This is a genomic window from Parabacteroides sp. APC149_11_2_Y6 (assembly GCF_054506995.1).
The window spans coordinates 2,666,841-2,686,911 of record NZ_CP173709.1 but is presented as its reverse complement, the minus strand read 5'-3'; the positions used below and the strand labels follow the sequence as shown (position 1 = coordinate 2,686,911).

General features: G+C 38.0%; 20 protein-coding genes and 3 tRNA genes. 12 read left to right on the top strand and 11 right to left on the bottom strand.

The genetic code is table 11. The features are described 5' to 3' along the window. The first annotated feature begins 374 nt into the window (after window positions 1-374). The 11 genes from ACGE0T_RS11205 (at window position 375) to ACGE0T_RS11155 (ending at window position 9,066) form a co-directional block, all read left to right on the top strand. Window positions 375-2,006, top strand: coding sequence for an IS1182 family transposase (locus ACGE0T_RS11205; RefSeq protein ID WP_459186734.1), 1,632 nt, complete (start codon window positions 375-377; stop codon window positions 2,004-2,006). Window positions 2,007-2,586: 580 nt separating this feature from the next. Then, window positions 2,587-3,429 (top strand): AraC family transcriptional regulator, encoded by an 843-nt coding sequence (locus ACGE0T_RS11200; RefSeq protein ID WP_234058166.1) that lies wholly within the window; start codon window positions 2,587-2,589, stop codon window positions 3,427-3,429. Window positions 3,430-3,436: 7 nt separating this feature from the next. Then, window positions 3,437-3,712 carry a zinc ribbon domain-containing protein gene (locus ACGE0T_RS11195; protein WP_459186733.1) on the top strand — a complete coding sequence of 92 codons (276 nt, stop codon included), beginning with the start codon at window positions 3,437-3,439 and terminating at the stop codon, window positions 3,710-3,712. A gap of 7 nt (window positions 3,713-3,719) precedes the next feature. Next, window positions 3,720-4,589: an SPL family radical SAM protein gene (locus ACGE0T_RS11190; protein WP_122296720.1), complete on the top strand. Its 870-nt coding sequence runs from the start codon at window positions 3,720-3,722 to the stop codon at window positions 4,587-4,589. A 3-nt stretch (window positions 4,590-4,592) separates the two neighbouring features. Then, complete coding sequence (locus ACGE0T_RS11185; protein ID WP_459186732.1) at window positions 4,593-5,369, top strand: GNAT family N-acetyltransferase; 777 nt, start codon at window positions 4,593-4,595, stop codon at window positions 5,367-5,369. A gap of 64 nt (window positions 5,370-5,433) precedes the next feature. Further along, window positions 5,434-5,661 (top strand): hypothetical protein, encoded by a 228-nt coding sequence (locus ACGE0T_RS11180; RefSeq protein WP_122268188.1) that lies wholly within the window; start codon window positions 5,434-5,436, stop codon window positions 5,659-5,661. A gap of 154 nt (window positions 5,662-5,815) precedes the next feature. Next, on the top strand, window positions 5,816-6,085 hold the full coding sequence (locus tag ACGE0T_RS11175) for a hypothetical protein (protein ID WP_459186731.1): 270 nt from the start codon (window positions 5,816-5,818) through the stop codon (window positions 6,083-6,085). A gap of 147 nt (window positions 6,086-6,232) precedes the next feature. Beyond that, window positions 6,233-6,583 (top strand): helix-turn-helix domain-containing protein, encoded by a 351-nt coding sequence (locus ACGE0T_RS11170; RefSeq protein ID WP_122268187.1) that lies wholly within the window; start codon window positions 6,233-6,235, stop codon window positions 6,581-6,583. Between the two features lie 254 nt (window positions 6,584-6,837). Continuing rightward, entirely contained in the window at window positions 6,838-7,422 is a 585-nt protein-coding gene (locus ACGE0T_RS11165) for a BfmA/BtgA family mobilization protein (protein ID WP_459186730.1), read from the top strand. Window positions 7,423-7,426: 4 nt separating this feature from the next. Next, on the top strand, window positions 7,427-8,365 hold the full coding sequence (locus tag ACGE0T_RS11160; RefSeq protein WP_459186729.1) for a DUF5712 family protein: 939 nt from the start codon (window positions 7,427-7,429) through the stop codon (window positions 8,363-8,365). A gap of 131 nt (window positions 8,366-8,496) precedes the next feature. After that, window positions 8,497-9,066, top strand: a complete 570-nt coding sequence (locus ACGE0T_RS11155; protein WP_459186728.1) for a hypothetical protein — start codon at window positions 8,497-8,499, stop codon at window positions 9,064-9,066. Window positions 9,067-9,305: 239 nt separating this feature from the next. Here ACGE0T_RS11155 and ACGE0T_RS11150 read toward each other — a convergent pair whose 3' ends face one another. Together ACGE0T_RS11150 and ACGE0T_RS11145 are read right to left on the bottom strand one after the other, a co-directional pair. Continuing rightward, complete coding sequence (locus tag ACGE0T_RS11150; RefSeq protein WP_459186727.1) at window positions 9,306-10,538, bottom strand: site-specific integrase; 1,233 nt, start codon at window positions 10,536-10,538, stop codon at window positions 9,306-9,308. Between the two features lie 14 nt (window positions 10,539-10,552). Next, entirely contained in the window at window positions 10,553-11,794 is a 1,242-nt protein-coding gene (locus ACGE0T_RS11145; protein ID WP_459186726.1) for a site-specific integrase, read from the bottom strand. 244 nt (window positions 11,795-12,038) lie between these two features. Here ACGE0T_RS11145 and ACGE0T_RS11140 point away from each other — a divergent pair, with 244 nt between their 5' ends. Next, entirely contained in the window at window positions 12,039-12,326 is a 288-nt protein-coding gene (locus ACGE0T_RS11140) for an Arm DNA-binding domain-containing protein (protein ID WP_459186725.1), read from the top strand. On the opposite strand, the gene ACGE0T_RS11135 is transcribed toward ACGE0T_RS11140, so the two are convergent. The 9 genes from ACGE0T_RS11135 to htpG form a co-directional block, all read right to left on the bottom strand. After that, the gene (locus ACGE0T_RS11135) at window positions 12,284-12,586 is read right to left on the bottom strand and encodes a hypothetical protein (RefSeq protein WP_459186724.1); all 303 of its coding nucleotides are present in this window, start codon (window positions 12,584-12,586) and stop codon (window positions 12,284-12,286) included. The two genes, ACGE0T_RS11140 and ACGE0T_RS11135, sit on opposite strands and share 43 nt — an antisense overlap. A gap of 222 nt (window positions 12,587-12,808) precedes the next feature. Then, entirely contained in the window at window positions 12,809-13,582 is a 774-nt protein-coding gene (locus ACGE0T_RS11130) for a class I SAM-dependent methyltransferase (protein ID WP_459186723.1), read from the bottom strand. A gap of 497 nt (window positions 13,583-14,079) precedes the next feature. Then, window positions 14,080-14,376, bottom strand: a complete 297-nt coding sequence (locus ACGE0T_RS11125) for a YtxH domain-containing protein (RefSeq protein WP_459186722.1) — start codon at window positions 14,374-14,376, stop codon at window positions 14,080-14,082. Between the two features lie 36 nt (window positions 14,377-14,412). Then, the gene (locus tag ACGE0T_RS11120; protein ID WP_459186721.1) at window positions 14,413-14,667 is read right to left on the bottom strand and encodes a GlsB/YeaQ/YmgE family stress response membrane protein; all 255 of its coding nucleotides are present in this window, start codon (window positions 14,665-14,667) and stop codon (window positions 14,413-14,415) included. A gap of 343 nt (window positions 14,668-15,010) precedes the next feature. Next, window positions 15,011-15,084: transfer RNA gene (locus ACGE0T_RS11115), tRNA-Arg, on the bottom strand. 36 nt (window positions 15,085-15,120) lie between these two features. Beyond that, window positions 15,121-15,194: transfer RNA gene (locus tag ACGE0T_RS11110), tRNA-Arg, on the bottom strand. A gap of 36 nt (window positions 15,195-15,230) precedes the next feature. Further along, a tRNA-Arg gene (locus ACGE0T_RS11105) sits at window positions 15,231-15,304 on the bottom strand. A gap of 75 nt (window positions 15,305-15,379) precedes the next feature. Further along, window positions 15,380-17,701: a patatin-like phospholipase family protein gene (locus ACGE0T_RS11100; RefSeq protein WP_459186720.1), complete on the bottom strand. Its 2,322-nt coding sequence runs from the start codon at window positions 17,699-17,701 to the stop codon at window positions 15,380-15,382. Window positions 17,702-17,938: 237 nt separating this feature from the next. After that, entirely contained in the window at window positions 17,939-19,990 is a 2,052-nt protein-coding gene (htpG, locus tag ACGE0T_RS11095) for a molecular chaperone HtpG (protein ID WP_459186719.1), read from the bottom strand. Window positions 19,991-20,071: the final 81 nt, after the last annotated feature.

Below are 20,071 nucleotides of genomic sequence, written 5' to 3'. Positions count from 1 at the left end.
ATTTATTATCAATAAATAATAGTGTAGAAACTCTCTTCCTCATAGGCAATTAAATTAAAATGCTATATATTGTAAATCGAAAGAAAAGCATTATCTTCGTCCCCAGTATTCTCCATGAGCAAACTACCGCAAAAGCATGTGGCAAATTAGTGGGATAAATCATGGGATATGCTTGAAGCTAAAAATATAAAGTTTTAAATATCAGCGTGGTAACTCCGTTAGGAGAATCCCAGGCGGATCACTTAGGAGAAATGAAAATACTCCGACAATCTAAGATAAAGGGGCTGTCCAAAAAGTCGGATAGCCCCTTTTGCTATTGTTTATTTCGGTAAAAAGTATTATCTTACCGTTGCAAAAAAACAAACATTATAGCAATGGCTAAGATAGTATTTAAAGAGTTAACATCCAACCAAAATGTACTTTTTCCGGCCAGCTTATCGGAAAAGATAGCTCCCAATCATCCCGTTCGTGTTGTAAACAGTGTTGTAGACGCCTTGGATATTAGTTGTCTGCTCTGGGCATATAAAGGAGGAGGTAGCAGCAGCTACCATCCCCGTATGATGCTCAAAGTTCTGTTTTATGCATATCTGAACAATATCTATTCTTGTCGCAAAATAGAAAAGGCCTTGCAGGAGAATATTCACTTCATGTGGTTGTCTGGTAATAGTACTCCCGATTTCCGCACGATCAATGATTTCCGCGGCAAACGTTTAAAAGAACACATAAAATCGTTGTTTTCAGCCATTGTTCTGCTGTTACAGGAATCCGGCTATGTCAGTTTGGATGTACAGTATATCGATGGTACCAAAGTGGAATCAGCATCCAACCGCTACACTTTTGTCTGGCGTGGTAGCGTGGAAAAGAACAAGGTAAAACTGGAGTCGAAAATACAGTCAATCCTTAGTGAGGTTGACAAACATATCGAGCAGGATAAACAGGAAAGGACACCGGATACCTTACCGGATATGGATTCCTGTGGTTTGCGGGAAAAAGTGGGCGCTTTAAACAAACGGCTCTCCGGGATGAACAAAGCTGAGCAGAAACAAATCAAAAAGTTACAGGAAGAATATCTGCCCCGCCTTGCCAAATACGAATCGCAATTAGAGAAATTAGGGGATCGTAATTCTTTCAGTAAGACAGATGAGGATGCGACCTTCATGCGCATGAAAGAGGATCATATGAAAAACGGGCAATTGAAACCTGCCTATAACATACAGATTGCTACAGAGAATCAATTTATTACCAATCTGGGAATTTACAGGCGAGCCGGAGATACGGGAACTTTAATTTCTTTTTTGAAAGATTTTCGAGAGACTTATCATAGGCAATCCTCTATAGTAGTGGCCGATGCCGGTTATGGAAGTGAACAAAACTACGAGTTTATGGAGAATGCGGGTATAGAGGCTTTTGTCAAGTACAATTATTTCCACAAAGAGCAGAAGCGTGCCTGGAAGAAGGATGCTTTTGCCATACAGAACCTTTACTACAACCGGGAAAGGGATTATTACGTATGCCCGATGGGACAACATATGGAATATAAAGGTCAAAGGAAAAGTAAATCCGATTTGGGATATGTATCCATACTGAAGCGTTATCAGGCACAAAATTGTGAGGGGTGCCCGCTGAAATCTCAATGCCATAAATCAAAGGCCAACCGGATCATAGAAGTTAACTATAACCTTAACAGGTATAAACAAAAAGCACGGGAAAAGCTCATGAGTGAGGAAGGTATTTATCATCGGGGCAGACGATGTACAGAACCGGAAGCTGTCTTTGCACAGATAAAGCATAACTCGGCGTGGAACCGGTTTAGATTAAGAGGGTTGGAGAAGGTAAAAACAGAGTTTACCCTGGTTGCTATTGCACATAATCTAAGGAAACTGGCTAAAAAAGCCGGCTTTCTTTTATTGTTTACTTATTTCTGTAGGATGACTTCTCGAAGAGAGATAATTGAGAAGACCAAAGATGTTTTAAAAATAAAAATGGATAATAAACGGGCAGCATAACAAAAAAAGAAGGCATCCTTTTCAGACACCTTCTTTTTTCTTACCCGCCTACGACAGAAAAAAGACCTCAAAAAGCCACCCTGTGAAGATTAATCGTTACTAATTCGTTACGGTTTTCTGTTACGATAAAAACCGTGACGAATTTATAGGTAAGTTGCTCATTTTTCGAATATTGGCACTCGAAAATCATAGCCGTTACGGAATGAACAAATTAACTTTGCAACAAGAAAGGAGTTACGGTATGAAATCGACATTCAAAACACTCTTCTATTTAAAGAAGAACGAACCGAAGAAAAACGGTCATGTAGTAATTATGGTGCGCATCACAGTAGAATATTTTAGTTTTATCTATTGATAAATAGATATTTAGAAGAAAAAGAAAGAACAATGGGTAACGATATAGAAACGAGCGAACTTCTTTAGTTTGCTATGTTTTTCCATCGCTTCAAATAACTTTCTCACAAAAGTACGATTATTTTCTAATATATTTTCTCCTTTGGGAATAAAATATTAATTTGGCGAGATTGGACAACATTTGCTCATAGCAAAATGAGTAATTTTGTTGCAAATAACAGAAGCAATGAGAAATAGTACTGAAAACATATATCAGCAAAAGGTTAATCAGGTTATTGATTATATCAGTGCAAATCTGCATTTGCCTTTACAGTTGGATGTCATTGCCGATAAAATAAACGTATCTCAAAGGCAATTACTTCGTATTATGCGTTCTGCCCTAAATGAATCATTATATACTTATGTGGCAAGGCAACGTATTGAACGGGCTGTACTATATATGCAAACCGAAGAAATGAGCTTGACAACATTGTCATCAATGGTAGGATATGATAATCCACAGTCTTTTTCAAAAGCATTTAAGAAACAGTTTGGTATATCTCCTAAAGCATACATTAATGAGTTACAATCTCGATTAGAGGGCTACGTACAAAGTAGTGGAAATAGAAGTAGTCTTCAAGCCGAAATATGCTATTTTGAAGGATTGGAGTTGGTCTATATTCGCATATTTGGAAAGTATGGTGAAACAGAGCCTTATGAAATAGCATGGAATAAATTGATGCTGTTTTTAAAAGACAATCAAGCCTTAACACTTGAAACTCGTTTTATCGGATTGAGTTTTGATGACCCAAACGTAACTAACTATAACCAATGCCGATTTTATGCTTGTGCATCGGTGAAAAAAAAGATTGTTCCAACTGGAGAGTTTGGAACAATTCGGTTGCAACAAGGTAAGTATGCGGTTTACACTTTAAAGGGGAGTTGTTCAGGGCTACAAGAGTTATATAACAATATTAGTGTGAATTTTGAACACACCATACGGCATGGGATGGCTTTTGAAGAATATATCAGTTATAGAACTGAAAATAGCAAAGAAAACATTACAAAAATTTATATGCCAATAAAATAGAACATTTATGGAGAACAAGTATTGCCAAAGTTGCGGAATGCCGCTACAAAATCAGGACGAGTTAGGAACAAACTCTGATGGAAGCAGAAATGAGGAATATTGCTGCTATTGTTTTAAGGACGGAGCATTTACGATGGATTACACAATGGAGCAAATGATAGAGCATTGTGCGCAATTTGTAGATGAGTTTAACAAAGATTCTGAGGTAGTTTATACTAAAGAGGACGCTATTACAAATATGAAAATTTACTTTCCAACACTTAAACGTTGGAAAGTACAATAAAAAGATTATGCGATATATTGAAACAAAATCAATTCTATCGAAACTAAGGGAACAAGATACTTGGTTTGGCATTACTTATAACATGAATTTGTATAGGGGATGCCAACACGGGTGTATCTATTGTGATACACGAAGCGAATGTTACAGAGTTGGAGATATATCGCAAATATTAGTTAAGCAAAACGCTTTAGAATTACTGACAAAGGAATTACAAAGTAAACGTAAAAACAGAGCTACCATAGGTACAGGTTCTATGAATGACCCATATATGCCAATGGAAAGAGAACTGCAATTAACCCGGAATGCTCTACAAATTATTGCTTCATATAAATTCCCAGTCCATATAATAACAAAAAGTAATTTAGTAGAGCGTGATATAGATATTTTGCAGGAAATATCAAAAACGTATGCAGCCGTAAGTTTTACAATAACCAGTGCAACAGATTCGCTTGCAAAAAAAATTGAACCTAATGCACCACCCACATCGGAGCGTTATAATGCGATGAAAGTGTTAGCAGGCAAAGGTGTTTATACAGGAGTTACATTAATGCCTATATTACCTTTTATCAATGATACAATAGAAAATATAGAAACAATAATCAGACAAGCAAAGGATTCGGGTGTATCTTATATACTACCTATGTTTGGTGTGACACTCCGAAAAGGGTCACGAGAATATTTCTATATGGCATTAGACAATCAGTTCCCCACAATAAAAGCTAAATATCAATCAGCATTTGGTGAACGATATGATTGTTACAGTTACGATTATAAGAAACTGTCAGATGTATTCTATAACCTATGTATCAAATTGGGGATAGAAACTAAAATGAGATTTTACGAGCCTAAAATATATGAACAACCATCATTATTCTAAGTCATGGAAACAAAATACATTACACTTACAAAAGAAAATATAGATACAGAACATATCTGCTGTGCATTTTCCGATAAAAAATGTTTAAAAGGCTATGAAATGAAAAAAGCATGGCTAAAAAAAGAGTTTGATAATGGATATATTTTCAGACGATTAGATGCACGAGCAAAAGTTTTTATAGAATATGTCCCTGCTGAAAAGGCTTGGATTCCGGTTGATGCTTCCAATTATTTGATGATAAATTGCTTTTGGGTATCAGGACAATATAAGGGAAATGGGCACGCTAAAGCATTGCTTCAATCCGCTATTGAGGATGCAAAAACACAAGGTAAAAATGGTTTGGTTACGGTTGTTGGAACAAAAAAATTTCACTTTATGAGTGATACAAAATGGTTACTTAAACAAGGATTTAATACTATTGAAAGTTTGCCAAACGGATTTTCACTCTTAGGGCTGAAATTCGATAATAATGCACCGCCCCCATCTTTTAAGGAATGTGTAAAGAGTGGAGAATGTGAAGAAAAAAATGGATTGGTTGTATATTACACAAATCGTTGTCCTTTTACAGATTACTATGTAAATGGTTCTCTGTGGGTGTTAGCACAAGAACATAATATTCCACTAAAAATAATAAAGTTGGAAACAATGGAACAGGCACAAGCCGTACCTACTCCAGCCACTATATTTTCAGTTTTTTTTAAGGGCAAATTTTTAACAACAGATATGAGCATATGCGTAGAATCCCGATTTACTAAGTTGTTAAAAAATAATTTAAAATAGATTCTCTGTCAATTTGAAAAATGCATTTTTCATAATCAATTCATTTACTCTAAAAAGATTGCTTATGAATGATTTATTACAAACGAGGATATTCAGATTATTATCTGAAACCTCACAGGAAGTAACTAACCAAGAAATGCAAAATGCCTATGGTGAATTTGTCGAACAAATAAGAATAGTGGGGGATGGAGATGATTATTCAACTACTTACCGGATTTTTGTAGCTACCCGTATTGAGATAGCTTCACTTGAAACAGCACCTCTTTACGGGCAGGGGGAAAAATGCGCTTAAAAAGCGGTTCTTACAAAAGACACTGGCGATTATTAACGCAGAACAGGAACTACTAAATTTCAAAATCACACATCCCGAATCGTTTCCTTCGGCAACTCCATTGACATTTGAATCACCTTTATCGGTTATACCTAAGTTTCCTAATCTCGGAATCATGGGTATGACCGAAATTCTTTCAGCCCTGATGCTGTTGGGTGGCATCACCGACAACACAGGCAAGCATCCAACTATCATTGCTTTTTCGGATGTCTTTGAACAGGCTTTCGGATTTAGTTTTAACGGTATCTATGACCGTCAAAACGAACTATTCAAACGCAAATCATGTAATCTCACCAAAACATTGGATGCTTTAAAAGCCGTCCTTATTAAAGAATATAAGAAACGACAAGCGGAAGCACTGAAAAATAAAGATGAAAAAAGATGATTTTGCAATAGCTTGATAAATAGCTATTTGCATTTAATGTATAGAGGGGTCAATACCGGACTCCTCTATTTAAATTTCTCTATTCTGCCGAACTTTGCTTCATCAATCGGTTGAGAACAATAATGTTAAACTAAAAATTGAAGCAAAATGTATGTAGATAATGAAAATTTCGATAAGTGGATGGAAAGGTTATCAAAGAAGCTCACCGAAGTAGGGCAAGACCTGAAATCACTTATCAATACCGACAAGGTAATGGATGAGAACGACAAACTTTTAGATAATCAGGACTTGGCGTTTCTATTGAAAGTATCTTTCCGAACCCTGCAACGCTATCGGGCAAGTGGCAAACTCCCTTACTTTACGATAAGTCACAAGACCTATTATCGTTCAGCCGACATTCGGGCATTTGTCCAAGAAAATGCAGATAGCAAGACCTATGAACGATTCAAAAAGGAAAATCAGTTCGATAAGCAAACCGAAGCAAAACAAGGTAGGTGATGTTACCGCCTGATGAAGTGCTATCACTCCCCATTTAGCAGAAATCGCTTCGCCCTGTGGCTCGGCTCATTTCGCTAAATGAAGCAAGAGGGAACTGGACAAGTCCTGTTCTTCCCTCTTGCCCTGCGGGGCAAAGCCTTCGGCTTTAGCGTGTTACAAGAACACGCTGTAATGACACCTGTAATAATCATTTCCGTTGTAATGCTTATTATCAGGCATTTATCTATTCATATTTCTATAAAAAAGTAATTACCATGCCAAACAGCAGTCGAAAAACGATATTTACTACCATTTCCGTAGACAAGGAAACAGCAACTTTGGTAGAGAAGATATGCAAACGCTATTCGCTGAAAAAGAGCGAAGTTGTAAAGTTGGCTTTCGGATATATTGATAAGGCACATATCAATCCATCTAAAGCCCCTGAATCGGTAAAATCGGAACTGGCGAAGATAAGTAAACGGCAGGACGATATAATCCGCTTTATCCGACACTATGAGGAAGAACAACTAAATCCGATGATACGAACAGCCAATTCTATTGCAGTTCGCTTTGATACCATTGGTAAGACATTGGAAAATACAATTCTTAATCAACTTGAAACGAGTAGGGAGAAGCAAACAGCCGTCTTGCAAAAAGTAAGTGAACAGTTTGGTAAACACGCTGATGTTATCAACCAGCAGGGGAAACAACTTACCGCCTTATATCAGATACCCCAACGGGATTATAAGAAGTTACTCCAACTAATACAACTCTATTCGGAGTTATCCGCTTGCGGTGTGATGGATAGCAAACGGAAAGAGAGCCTAAAGACTGAAATTACCAACCTGATAAACACATAGAGCCATGCACATAAACTTTGCCCCACCATCAAAAGGAACATACAACAATGCAGGAAGTAGCCGACAATTAGCAAATTATTGTGAGCATGAAGATTTGGAGCGGATGGAGAAAGGAATCTATACTGATGGCTTTTTCAACCTGAAGGATGATAATATCTACAAATCAAATGTTATTAAGGATATAGATAGCAATATCGGGCAACTGCTGAAAACGGATGCTAAGTTTTTCGCTATCCACGTCAGCCCATCAGAAAGCGAACTTCGGGCAATGGGGGATAGCGAGCAGGAGAAAGCGGAAGCCATGAAACGGTATATCCGGGAGGTATTTATTCCCGAATATGCCAAAAACTTCAACAAAGGGCTATCCGAAGCGGATATAAAATTTTACGGGAAGATTCATTTCGACCGTAGCCGTTCCGACAACGAACTAAATATGCACTGCCATTTGATAGTGAGCCGAAAAGACGAATCCAACAAAAAGAAGCTATCACCGCTCACTAACCACAAGAATACCAAGAAAGGGACGGTAACAGGCGGTTTTGACCGTGTAAACCTCTTTCAACAAGCAGAGCAGGGCTTTGATAAGTTGTTCGGTTACAACCGTCAATTATCAGAATCGTTTGATTACCGCAACACGATGAAGAACGGCAGTATAGACAATAAACTGAAAATGCTGGAACAGAAATTACAAGAACCAAAACAATATTTTACTGGCGAAAATAAAAAAGAAACATTCCAATCCAGTGAAAAAGAAAACATGATTTCTTGCAATCTTGATAGCAAACAAGAGAATAAAAACGCTTACAATCAGCAAAATAATAGTGGCAGTGATTCTCTGTTATCTATCTTTTCATTGGGAGAAGGCAACAATTACTATGCAACACAGGCAGAAGATTTACAGGCGCAGAAGCGCAAGAAGAAAAAAAAGGGGCGTAGTCTGTAAATTATATCATTACTATATTATCTATATAGCATCAGAGAAATTTGGAGCATATTATTGGCTGTTTATTAGATATTTACTACTTTTGCTAATTATAAGTAAAGTAATTGACATTTTACCCAATTCAATCAAAAATGACTTCAAAAGATTTAACAATATTAGATGACCTTTTAGACAGAACCGAGAACTTGCCAGATATTCTCTATCTAAGAGCTGCCGAAATTGGCTATAAATTAACAGAAAATGATAAAGCTTTACTATTAGACACTTATCAGAAATTAGATGATATTTTAAAAGAGGTAGCAGCATTTATAAATATTAAGTTTCCTAATTGTGAACGGCATGTTAGAGCGTGGAATAAAATAGATTTTGATACAAAAATAGGAGATATTAAAATTATAACTACCGATAGGGAACATATTAAGCGTGAATGGAAAAAAGGAATGTTTGACTTAAAAAGTTTGATAAAGATATTAAAAAATGAAGCTGTATTATTAATTGATGAAAATGAAGGTAAACAATTAAAGATAGAAAACAATAAAAGTTTTCAAGGGAATATAATTTATAATGAAAATTCTAATAGAGGAAAACAAAATATTTCTGATGGTAACGAGAAAGAAAAGAAAAAATCTTGGATAGAGATAGCATCTTGGATTGCGGGAATAATTGGAATGTTAATAGCTTTATATACAATTCTGATATAAACGAAAATATAAAATTTGGTAAAAAGTAAAGTGAATTAATTAATCCTTTATTTCTCTGAACACAAAGGTATATTCCAAAAATAAAACGGCAACACCAAGCCCTACGGGTTTTGATAAATTTCTTCCTTTTTCGGGACGAAAAAGAGTAAATTTATCAAAAGTGCTGCCTTATTTATTCTTTCCATATAGTTAATGCTTATCAGAGAAAAAAAGGAAAAAACATGTTGGTTGTGAGGTGCTTACTTTGCCAACTCATATTTACCCTCAATCCGTTCTGCAAGGTTCGTCATGTCCTCATTGATTTTTGTCTTAGTAACCTCTGCGTAAATTTGAGTAGTCTTAATATTGGTGTGCCCCATCATTTGGCTAAGGCTCTCAATTGGAACACCTTGTGTCAGGCATATGGTAGTGGCGAACGTGAATCGGCTCATATGATAGGTTAATCGCTTCTCTATGCCGGCAGCTTTGGCAATCTTTTTCAAGTAAAGATTTACTTCTGGGCTGTTCATCAAGTTGAATAATTTCCCGTTCTTGCCCGTTCCCCTGTATTTCTCAATAATACGCATCGGAATATCCAATAATGGGATATAAGAGGGCGTTCCCGTTTTTTGGCGATTTATAACAATCCATTTACTGCCATCATCCATTTCTTTGATATTAGACTCCTGTAAATTCTTAACGTCCACATACGCCAAACCAGTGAACGAAGACAGGATAAACATATCACGAACGAAATTTGTGCTTTTGTGGGCGATAGGTGTTTTCATAATCCTCTCAATTTCCTCATTGGAAAGCCACCGACGTTTAGGGCGTACCCGTGTAGGTACATAATTGAAAAATGGGTCTTGACGAATCATTCCTTTATTAAGGGCACGCCTGACAACCCTACGGAATACGAGAATATTTCCTTCTACGGTACGAGGGGTCATTCCCTTATCTATTTTTAGATAATAGTCATACGATTCAACAAAGTTATAATCAATTTGCCCGAAAGCAATATCTTCCATACCGTATTTGAATAATATAAATTCTCGGATATGATTATAGGCGACACGGTACATATGGTAAGTAGAATATACCATATTTATACTGATACCCTTCCTGCAATCTTCCAGATATTCGGAAAACTCTTCTAACAAGGTGTTGTGTCGAGTTCCAATTCCCCGAAGTGCATTTTTAAGATATTCGGCTGTAACATAGCCATTGTTATTTACCATTTCCTTATAATGATTGGCAATCTCAATTCTATAATTCTCAATTTGTCGGTTAATATCATTGACATCTTTAGATTTTCCGGTTGCCAATCCAGATTTGGCATCCCACTGTTCAGGCAATATTTCTAATCCCGTGCTAAACGTGGTGCTTTTTCCATCAATACTAATTCTGCTGACTATCGGACATTTACCCGACTTTTTCGTTTTACTTGTATTGAGATAAAATAATATGGCGAAAGTGCTTCTATTCTTTTTCATATTTTGTTCTTTAATTATTCTACATAAGTGTATTTGTCGGCTATACGTAGCGATAGCTTTTTCATGTCATTGGCTATTTTATCATTATTGACACGAGCATATCGTTGTGTGGTGTGAATATCCGTGTGTCCCATCATTCGGCTAACGCTCTCTATCGGAACGCCTTGAGATAGACAAACCTGACTTCCGAAAGTATGACGGCTCATATGGTAGGCAAGAGGCTTGTTTATACCGCATAATTTGGCAATGATTTTTAGCCGTACATCAATATTGCTCAATGCAATCATCGGGAATACCTTATCTTCTTTTCCCATACCTCGATACTTCTCTATAATCTGTATGGGAATATCCAATAACTTAACACTGAAAGGGACGTTCGTTTTTTGCCGAAACATGTTTATCCACAGGCTACCGTCCTCATCTTTTGTCAAATCTTTCCATGCAAATTTTCGGACATCGGAATAGCACATGCCTGTAAACGAAGAAAATACAAACATATCACGGGCAAACACCAAGGTTGGTCGCTCAATCGGAGTTGTCAAAAGCCGTTCAAGTTCGTCAGCGGTAAGCGATTTGATTTTGACTTTACACTTTTCAGCTTTATAGCCGAAAAATGGCGGACGGCTTATCAACCCCCGATGTAAAGCCACTCTAACCGCTTTTTGAAGTAGTATAATTCGTCCGTTTACAGTTTCGGGTTGCATTTTCCGTTCCACACGTAAGTATAGGGCGAAACCTTCGATAAAGGGTAAATCCAATTGTGTCAGGGGTATATCCTGAACTTTATATTTGGCTCTTATAAACCGTTCTAAGTGCATTTGGGCGTTCAGGTATTTCAGATAAGTCGTATGCGCCCTGTCTATACCTACCCTCAAATGAAACTCCCTAACGAGTTCGTTAAAGAATCTGAGTAAAGTTTCCTGTTCGGTTGCAATGCCTTGAAATGCATTTTTTACATCGGTAGCGGTTACTTTCCCAGTCCTGTCTAAAATATCTTTATAATGGTTATGTATGGAGAGATTAATTTTATTAATCTCCCTGTTGAGTTCAACGGCTACACGGCTTTTGCCGATTGCCCGACCTGATTTTACACTCCAAAGTCGTTCTTCAATTTTAAGTTTTGAACTGAATTGAGCGATGGAGTTGCCAATTATGATTTTTCCAATTATCGGATAAACAGCATAGGGATTTACTTCTGCCTTTTCACTGTTCCCCTCTCGTTTGAGGTAGAAAGATACCTTTAGTTCGTTGCTCATAACGCTCACATTTTTAAGTTTGTAAAATTACTTTCTATGTGAGTTATCTGAACAATGTAAACCACAGACAAACAGTGCTATATCCCGCCGTTCAAGGTCATTGCTTTGCCTTGTTTTTCACAAGTGAAAATGGGTAACGGATAAGAGACGGAAAGTATGCTCTAATCCGCTTTTTCCTGCAAATTCACTATCGGACACCATAAGACACTAAAAGACTTACATTTCTATCTATCAGTTAATTACCTTGCTTTTCTCTTTCTTGCTTTTACTGTGTAGAGTTCGTATCACGGTGGACGGTGATCAGGTGCAATTCAACAGCAAGCTGGACATACACCCCGACAATTGGGACACGAAAGCGGGAAGAGCCGTCATCAACAAACAGAGTGCGGACAAGAAAGAAAACTTCAGGGTCTCCTCACTTAACAAGACACTGGACGAGATACGTTCGGCCATCACCATGCACTATACACGTATGATGAACGTGGACGGTTACGCACTGCCGGAAAAATCAGGAACGCATTCCTGGGATTGAAGGAAAAGGAGAAAACACTCATCTGCTACTTCTGTGATTGCCTGTATGGTGTAGCGAGCTGCCGATTGTACTAAGAATGTTGGGTAATCGGTTACAGATTCATTGGCAAAACCGAATCCGAGAAGTCGTTGTTGTCCGTCCGGACGACAGTCAATTGCCTCAAAAGTACCCTCCAGTATGGCAATTACATAACGGGACAACTCCCCTTGTTTTACCACGGATTCGCCCCCGAATGGTAGCAACACGTCCGCCTTCCGCAAACGTTTGTGCTATCTCTTCCGACAGGTTGAGGCGAGATATAAATTCAGCCAACAAGTTTGTTATTTCAGCCATTTTTCTATCTTTTTATTATTTGCACAATGAGCGCGTCCCTGTAAGCTAAAGTTGCCCATAATCTGTGGTATGGGGAACTTCTATTCTTTGGAGAGTGGAATTTTGCTACAAAAAATAGCAGAATTCTGTTTTACTCTATCTATAATCATTTAGATTTTCTTCCCTATATAGAACACATAGCCATAAAACTCTTTATACTTGTAGTATAACCGTGTTTCATAACGTTGGTTAGCTATAAATTCTTCTGCAACTTTGTTGCCGGCATGCTTTTTCAGAAAGTCTTTCTGTGCTTCTACTTGCGGGGCATAGAAATTTTCCGTCCAGCAATTTTCCGGTAGAATAAAGCAGGCGACAGGAATGTAACCGGCTTTTTGCATCTGTAAAATCTTATTTGGAATCGTGTTTATTTCGGGATAAGCATCCATCCAAAAGTCATTGATTTCGTTAGGGCGTTCATCGGTAAACCATGATACTTCTGAAACGGCGATATAGCCACCGGTTTTCAAATATTTCCGCCACTCGTTTAATCCTTTTTGGAAACCAATATTATATATAGCGCCTTCCGACCATATCAAATCTAATTCTTCCTTCTTGAAAGGGAGGTTATCCATTGAACCAATGATTCCTTCGACCCGTTTTTGCAGGTTAAGTTTTTTAGCATTCTGGTTGAATATATTGATAAAATCGGGAAACAAATCCAAGCCAGTGATATGTCCCGGAGCATATTGGGCTAATGTCATAGTCTGTCCTCCTGTGCCGCATCCAATATCGGCAATGAGAGAATGTTTCGTTAGATTATCGATGAAACCAAGTGCCTTAATTGTTGTTTCCGGGCTACCGGGACCTTGTCGTTCTATGTTTGCAAAATATTCGCAGATTAATTGAAAATCGAATTCGTGAATTGATTTATTTTCGTTGCTCATACTATTTAAATTTAATATTGTGATTACAGAATAGGAGAGAATAGGCCTATTGCATCACAACTTTGTTAATATATTGATATAAAAATAACTCTGGCAAGAATATGCCTGAGTGCCAATATAAGGATAACCCTAAGCAGAGAGCTTGAAGGTTATTTACTTCACGGAATCCTTCTTAAATTTAAACATGCAACTTTTTTTATTGGGAATAAAGATAGAAGTATTTTTTATTTCAGCAACTATCTGAAGCATTAAAAAGTTTATTTTGCCAGAAGTGACAGATTTATTATATGAAGAGAAGGCTTGTCCTTAACATATTACTAAAGTAGTTTCAGAAAATTTCATGCCTTGGAACTTTTTGTTTCAACGGCTGAAACTTTTAGTTTCATACTAATGAAACTATTTTTGGCAGGTGAATAAAAAAACTACAGATCGTATGGTCTGTAGTTTTCTATAATATAAATAATGAACAATATCTTATTTATAATGATAAGGTTTACTTATTTCCTTGCTTCATCAGCCAGTGTATGTACCTTTTTCTTTAAATCATTTGCCTTTTTAGCAACTTCGAAAGTGCCATCGGCTACTTTGTCTGCCATTTTTGTTCCGGTATCCAATACTTTATCTTTGGCAGTATCCAGTATTTCTTCGGCATGTTCGCCTACTTTGTGGAAGGCTTGACATGCTTTGTCTCTTAACTGTTGTCCTTCTACAGAACTGGAGAAACGATAAACGAGTACTCCGATAATTGAACCGATTCCGAATCCAATCCAGAAATTAGAATTTTTGCATTCCATAATTCATTTCTATTTATTTGATTATTAATTAAAATATTATTCACTTCTTGTTGGGTGTTTGAGTAATGAAACCAACCATAACAGTAGTATGGCTCCAATTACGGAAGTGATAAGGCTTCCGATGATTCCTGTTGCAGCAATTCCCAACAAGCCGAAAACCCAACCGCCTAAAACACCACCAATGATGCCCACTATTAAATTGACAAGAAGCCCGAATCCGCCTCCTCTCATAATCTTACCGGCTGTAAATCCGGCTATGATTCCTATGACAATATACCAAATAAAGCTCATATCGTTATTTTTTAGACTTATAATTATCTCACCAAATTTAGGGAATGAGGTATATATTGCTTGAATGCCTCTATTAGAAACAACAGAATCTGATAAAAATTAGTTCGGGGATAGATAGCTGATTAACAACTATTGCATTTTTAATGATGAGTAAAGCTTCTATATCACTTATAAATAAATCGATTGATGTATCACACACGCTGAGGCTGGTTTCTCCTTTTGCTCTTTTTAGGGGGTGAGCTTAAGTTTTTTGGGGAGATTCCGGACTTTCTATATATTATAATATGATTCAACTAAAAAAGAGAAGCAGATAAATCATAAAGATATATCTGTCTCTCTTTTGTGACCGCGACAGGATTCAAACCTGTAACCGGCTGATCCGTAGTCAGCTACTCTATTCAGTTGAGCTACGCGGCCAATCTTAATATTTTGTTTAAACGTTATTTTGGATTGTGACCGCGACAGGATTCAAACCTGTAACCGGCTGATCCGTAGTCAGCTACTCTATTCAGTTGAGCTACGCGGCCAATCTAATATTTTGTTTAAACGCATTCTTGAAATTGTGACCGCGACAGGATTCAAACCTGTAACCGGCTGATCCGTAGTCAGCTACTCTATTCAGTTGAGCTACGCGGCCATTATTTCTTGATTGCGAGTGCAAAGGTAGTATATTTTTTAAAACATACAAGCCTTTCCGTTCTCTTTTTTTAGCTTAATCTAACATTTTAGGATTAAAGATCAGATAACCAATATTTAAGCCGAAATTAAAATTTTTGGATGGATAACTGTATCCGTTTGCATATAAACTGATGGAAGCAAACGGAAGGTGTAAAACTAATGCTGCTTCTCCCATGTATTGGAATGATTTCAGGAATTTTCCATAATAGGGGAGAGCCATATAGGAATTATCTGTTATATATTCTTCCTTCTTTATCTCATATAATGGAGCAAAACCATATAATCCCAGCCGTAAATGAAGCAACTTGCTGAATTTCCAAATAGGAGTTATACCTGCAGCTACATACTGGTTCGCCCGGAATGCCTCATTAAATATAATTTGGCTGTGTGGCGTGGGGGTAAATGCCGGAGCCTGCAGGACCGATGCCGTATAGTTATTCATCAGGTTTTTGCTGGAGATAACAAATTCCCCGGTTATACCCAGACTTAGCCGTGGGGTGAATGATTTGTATTGTTCCCATACCCCTTTCATCTGTAGCCAGCTATGGGTCGTTTTCCCATATTCTTTTCCGTCAGGATTACTGGTAGGGGAAGGGGAGTATTCTTCTATCCCAGTGACATACTGTGCTATCAGGAATTGTTTTTTTCCGGCAGTAGGGAATTGTTTATAGTTCAGTGAGTTTTGTTCTATGCTAAGTGAGCCGCTGAACAAGTCGTACCAGCTATGGTCGAACGTTACATTCTGAAAAGGCAAATTAGATGTCTGTAGATAATAGTCGTTCAAACGTCCGTAAGCAAACCCGATTTCCGCTTTTGCACGATTCAGGAAAGGAAAACCCAGTTTAAATTTTGTATATAACTCTTTTTGCTTAATAAAAGCAGGTAATACATCTTCGTAAAATAAGGATTGGCTTTCCGAAAATTTCCTGTCGGAGAATACCCCTTGCCAATTCAGATAAGTAGGTATTTTAGTTTGCAGGTAAAGACGCCCGTTTAGCATAACCCCGCTAAAAGCATTACCGACCTGAAAGTCTGAATTTACATCAGCCGCAAAGCGTCCCAAATATTGGTAGCCTAATCCTATGAATAACTGATTTGCCTGGTAGGAAGACACATTACCTCCGAATGAAACCTTTATTTCTTCCCGCATCTTAACATCCAGATAGAGGTCGAATTTCTTTTCTTTCCGGTTGTATACAGCGTGAGGCATAATTTCTTTGATTTTCGAATAAGTCAGCATTTTGAAATAGGCCCGCTTAAAGTCTTCCATTGTAAACTCATGGTTGATGTCGCGGTGGAGCTGCGACTCGATATATTTACGTTGCGATTCACTAACCCCTGTTACATAGATGTTTTGGAATATCAGAGGAGGCAAACCTTTTTTGTAATTTTCCCGGCGTTTGCTAACTTCACTGAGTTCGACCCGGCGTGGAATACGCGACTTAATGGAATCCATCATAGCCATAGTCCGTTTGTATCCGATATCCATCAGTTCACGTGCTTTCTGGAAATCCAGTAAAGAGACATTGGAAAACTTGAACTTTATCATCATTCCTTCATCTTCAGGAACATCGTATTCAGTTTTCTGCATAATCATGGTTTCAAGCTGGTTATACGGACTGGAAGACGGTTTTTGATTACCTCCTGCAACAGCGGAACCAAAAATAAAGTCAGGATGAAACGCATCTTTCATCGGCCCTACCGGGAAGTTGTCATAAATACCTCCATCAAACAAGGGTATACTGTCTTTCCATATAGGCTGGAAGAAGAAAGGGAAAGTCATGGATGCACGTACGGCATCCCCTAAATCTCCATTCTTGAATATGATAGCTTTTTTACTATAAATATCGGAAGCTACACTACGGAAAGGAACAAACAGATTATCGAAATTCCATCCGGCTTTTGCTGTCGCCTGCGAATAAAGAGCCATAAATGCCTGATTCATCTGAATAGGATTAATCAGACTCTGAGGTAGGAAGTTCGCTTTCACTTGCAGAGAATCCGTCATATCTATAGAGAAGTGGCCGAACTCCGGAGTTGGGTCGGGTCTTTTAAAGTAATATTTATATTCATTCTCTACAGTTCCCGTCTGCCAGTAGCCAAATTCTTCCGAAAGCATCAGTTCTAACATTTCTTCGGGTGTATACCCCATGGCATATAAACTGCCTACAATGGCCCCGGCCGAGGTCCCTGTTATATAATCGATGGGAATATTATTGTCTTCCAATGCTTTGATTACTCCGATGTGTGCAGCTCCCTTTGCGCCGCCTCCGCTTAATACCAGGCCTACTTTTTGAGCATGTATACTATGTAAACAGATAAAAAACAAGACTGTAAATACAGCTATTTTCCTCATAATAATTTTGATTCTCTTATTTAAATTCAAAAATAAATATATTTTTCAGTCTATTTGATTTTGTGAGTGTTAAATATAGAATAAAAGCAGACAATCTTCTTTTGGGTAAATTGGTTCAAAAGATGACTGCTTTACGGCTTTTGTGATATAGAAATAAAAAACAGAGCGAAATGAACCGGTAAGGTTCGTTTCGCTCTGTATATTTAAGTTGTAGATATGCTTTAATCTATCGGGAGATTAACCGATCATCTGTACACTGCGTTTGATGAATTGGCTTAAAGCTTCTCCTTTCAACATACCGTTAGCCAGTAAGGCAAGGTCTATAAGCTGGCTGATTACTTTGTTGCCGCTTGCATATTCAGCAAGGATCGCATCGCGTTGAGCTGCCAGTTCGTCTACCTTTTTATTCGTATTGGTCATATCTTCTTTTTCAGCAGAAGTAATTTCTTCTTCCTTCTTCTTTCCCTGGGCCTCACGCAAGTCGCTCTGACGAGTTTTCCATCCTTTCAGGTCATCCAGGATGGGTTTCAGTTTTTCTGTACAGGTCTTTTCTTCATCGGCAAGCACTTGTTTAACCAGTTCGTGGTCTGTGTTCAGTACCAGGTTGTAGTTGTCCGGCATTTCACCATAGAAAGACATGCCTGGTTGCATGGCAGACATTTCACGCATACGGCGCATGTATTCGCTTTGTGTCAGCATAACCGGATTAGAGCTTGCTCCAAGAGCTTCAAAAGTTACATAGAAATCAGTTTTTTCTATTTTCGGCAACTGGCTCTTGAATATTTCCTGTAAAGCAGTCTTCTGATCTTCATCCAGTGTTACCTGACCGGCATCGCTCTTACGTATCAGGTTATCGATAGTATCGCTGTCTACACGAACAAAACGAGTTTTCTCAAATTTCTGTTCGAACTGGCTGATAGCATGTACATCCAACTGCCCATCCATAATCAGAACACTATAGGCTTTGTCTTTAGCAGCCTGAATATAGCTGTACTGGTCGTTTGCATTGGTTGTATATAAGTAAATCAGATTACCATCTTTGTCCGTCTGGTTGGTTTCTGTCAGCGTTTTGTATTCTTCCAGTGTGTAGTATTTATTGTCAACATCTTTCAATAAAGCGAATTTGGCAGCACGGTCGTAGAATTTCTCTTCGCTCAACATGCCATACTGGATGAAAAGTTTCAGGCTATCCCATTTTTCTTCGAACTGAGAACGGTCTGATTTAAAGATTTCTTCCAATCTGTCGGCAACCTTCTTAGTGATATGGTTGGAAATCTTCTTCACATTCTGGTCGCTTTGCAGATATGAACGGGATACGTTCAAAGGAATATCCGGAGAATCGAGTACGCCATGCAGCAATGTCAGGAATTCCGGAACGATGCCTTCTACAGAATCGGTAACGAATACCTGGTTGCTATATAACTGGATTTTGTTACGATGCAAGTCCATGTTGCTCTTGATGCGCGGGAAATATAAAATACCGGTCAAATGGAACGGATAGTCTACATTCAGGTGAATCCAGAACAACGGTTCTTCTGCCATTGGATACAGCTCGCGGTAGAACTTCTTATAATCTTCATCTTTCATATCGGCAGGTTTACGAACCCATGCCGGTTGTACGTCGTTGATGATATTATCTTCGTCAGTGTCTACATATTTGCCATCTTTCCATTCCTGTTTTTTCCCGAAAGCGATAGGAACAGGCAAGTAGCGGCAATATTTAGTCAGCAGCCCGTTCAGTTTGTCCTTATTCAGGAAGTCTTTGTTTTCATCATCGATGTAAAGAATGATGTCTGTTCCACGGTCTGCTTTGTCAGTTTCTTCCAAAGTGTATTCAGGAGTACCATCACAACTCCATTTCATAGGAACAGCTCCTTCTTTATAAGATTTGGTAACGATTTCAACCTTCTTTGATACCATGAAAGAAGAATAGAAACCAAGTCCGAAGTGGCCGATAATAGCTGCAGCATCGTTCTTATACTTCTGAACAAATTCTTCAGCACCGGAGAAAGCGATCTGGTTAATATACTTGTCGATTTCTTCGGCAGTCATACCAATACCGCGATCGGATATTTTGATTATTTTGTCATCGAAGCTGACACGAACTGTCAGGTCTCCCAGTTCTCCTTTAAATTCACCGACTGATGCCAATGTCTTTAATTTCTGTGTGGCATCTACGGCATTGGACACTAATTCACGAAGGAAAATTTCGTGGTCACTGTACAAAAATTTCTTGATAATCGGGAAGATGTTCTCACTGGTAACACCAATGTTTCCTTGCTTGCTCATAATCAAATATTTATATTTTTATAGTTAATCGATAAAATCTATTTCTGTTTGCAATCATAACAAGTTATGCAAAATAAGTGC

Bases quoted from the DNA above. Each gene is read 5' to 3' on its own strand.
- ACGE0T_RS11205 (WP_459186734.1), top strand. From the start codon at position 375: ATGGCTAAGATAGTATTTAAAGAGTTAACATCCAACCAAAATGTACTT.
- ACGE0T_RS11200 (WP_234058166.1), top strand. From the start codon at position 2,587: ATGAGAAATAGTACTGAAAACATATATCAGCAAAAGGTTAATCAGGTT.
- ACGE0T_RS11195 (WP_459186733.1), top strand. From the start codon at position 3,437: ATGGAGAACAAGTATTGCCAAAGTTGCGGAATGCCGCTACAAAATCAG.
- ACGE0T_RS11190 (WP_122296720.1), top strand. From the start codon at position 3,720: ATGCGATATATTGAAACAAAATCAATTCTATCGAAACTAAGGGAACAA.
- ACGE0T_RS11185 (WP_459186732.1), top strand. From the start codon at position 4,593: ATGGAAACAAAATACATTACACTTACAAAAGAAAATATAGATACAGAA.
- ACGE0T_RS11180 (WP_122268188.1), top strand. From the start codon at position 5,434: ATGAATGATTTATTACAAACGAGGATATTCAGATTATTATCTGAAACC.
- ACGE0T_RS11175 (WP_459186731.1), top strand. From the start codon at position 5,816: ATGGGTATGACCGAAATTCTTTCAGCCCTGATGCTGTTGGGTGGCATC.
- ACGE0T_RS11170 (WP_122268187.1), top strand. From the start codon at position 6,233: ATGTATGTAGATAATGAAAATTTCGATAAGTGGATGGAAAGGTTATCA.
- ACGE0T_RS11165 (WP_459186730.1), top strand. From the start codon at position 6,838: ATGCCAAACAGCAGTCGAAAAACGATATTTACTACCATTTCCGTAGAC.
- ACGE0T_RS11160 (WP_459186729.1), top strand. From the start codon at position 7,427: ATGCACATAAACTTTGCCCCACCATCAAAAGGAACATACAACAATGCA.
- ACGE0T_RS11155 (WP_459186728.1), top strand. From the start codon at position 8,497: ATGACTTCAAAAGATTTAACAATATTAGATGACCTTTTAGACAGAACC.
- ACGE0T_RS11150 (WP_459186727.1), bottom strand. From the start codon at position 10,538: ATGAAAAAGAATAGAAGCACTTTCGCCATATTATTTTATCTCAATACA.
- ACGE0T_RS11145 (WP_459186726.1), bottom strand. From the start codon at position 11,794: ATGAGCAACGAACTAAAGGTATCTTTCTACCTCAAACGAGAGGGGAAC.
- ACGE0T_RS11130 (WP_459186723.1), bottom strand. From the start codon at position 13,582: ATGAGCAACGAAAATAAATCAATTCACGAATTCGATTTTCAATTAATC.
- ACGE0T_RS11125 (WP_459186722.1), bottom strand. From the start codon at position 14,376: ATGGAATGCAAAAATTCTAATTTCTGGATTGGATTCGGAATCGGTTCA.
- ACGE0T_RS11120 (WP_459186721.1), bottom strand. From the start codon at position 14,667: ATGAGCTTTATTTGGTATATTGTCATAGGAATCATAGCCGGATTTACA.
- ACGE0T_RS11100 (WP_459186720.1), bottom strand. From the start codon at position 17,701: ATGAGGAAAATAGCTGTATTTACAGTCTTGTTTTTTATCTGTTTACAT.
- htpG (WP_459186719.1), bottom strand. From the start codon at position 19,990: ATGAGCAAGCAAGGAAACATTGGTGTTACCAGTGAGAACATCTTCCCG.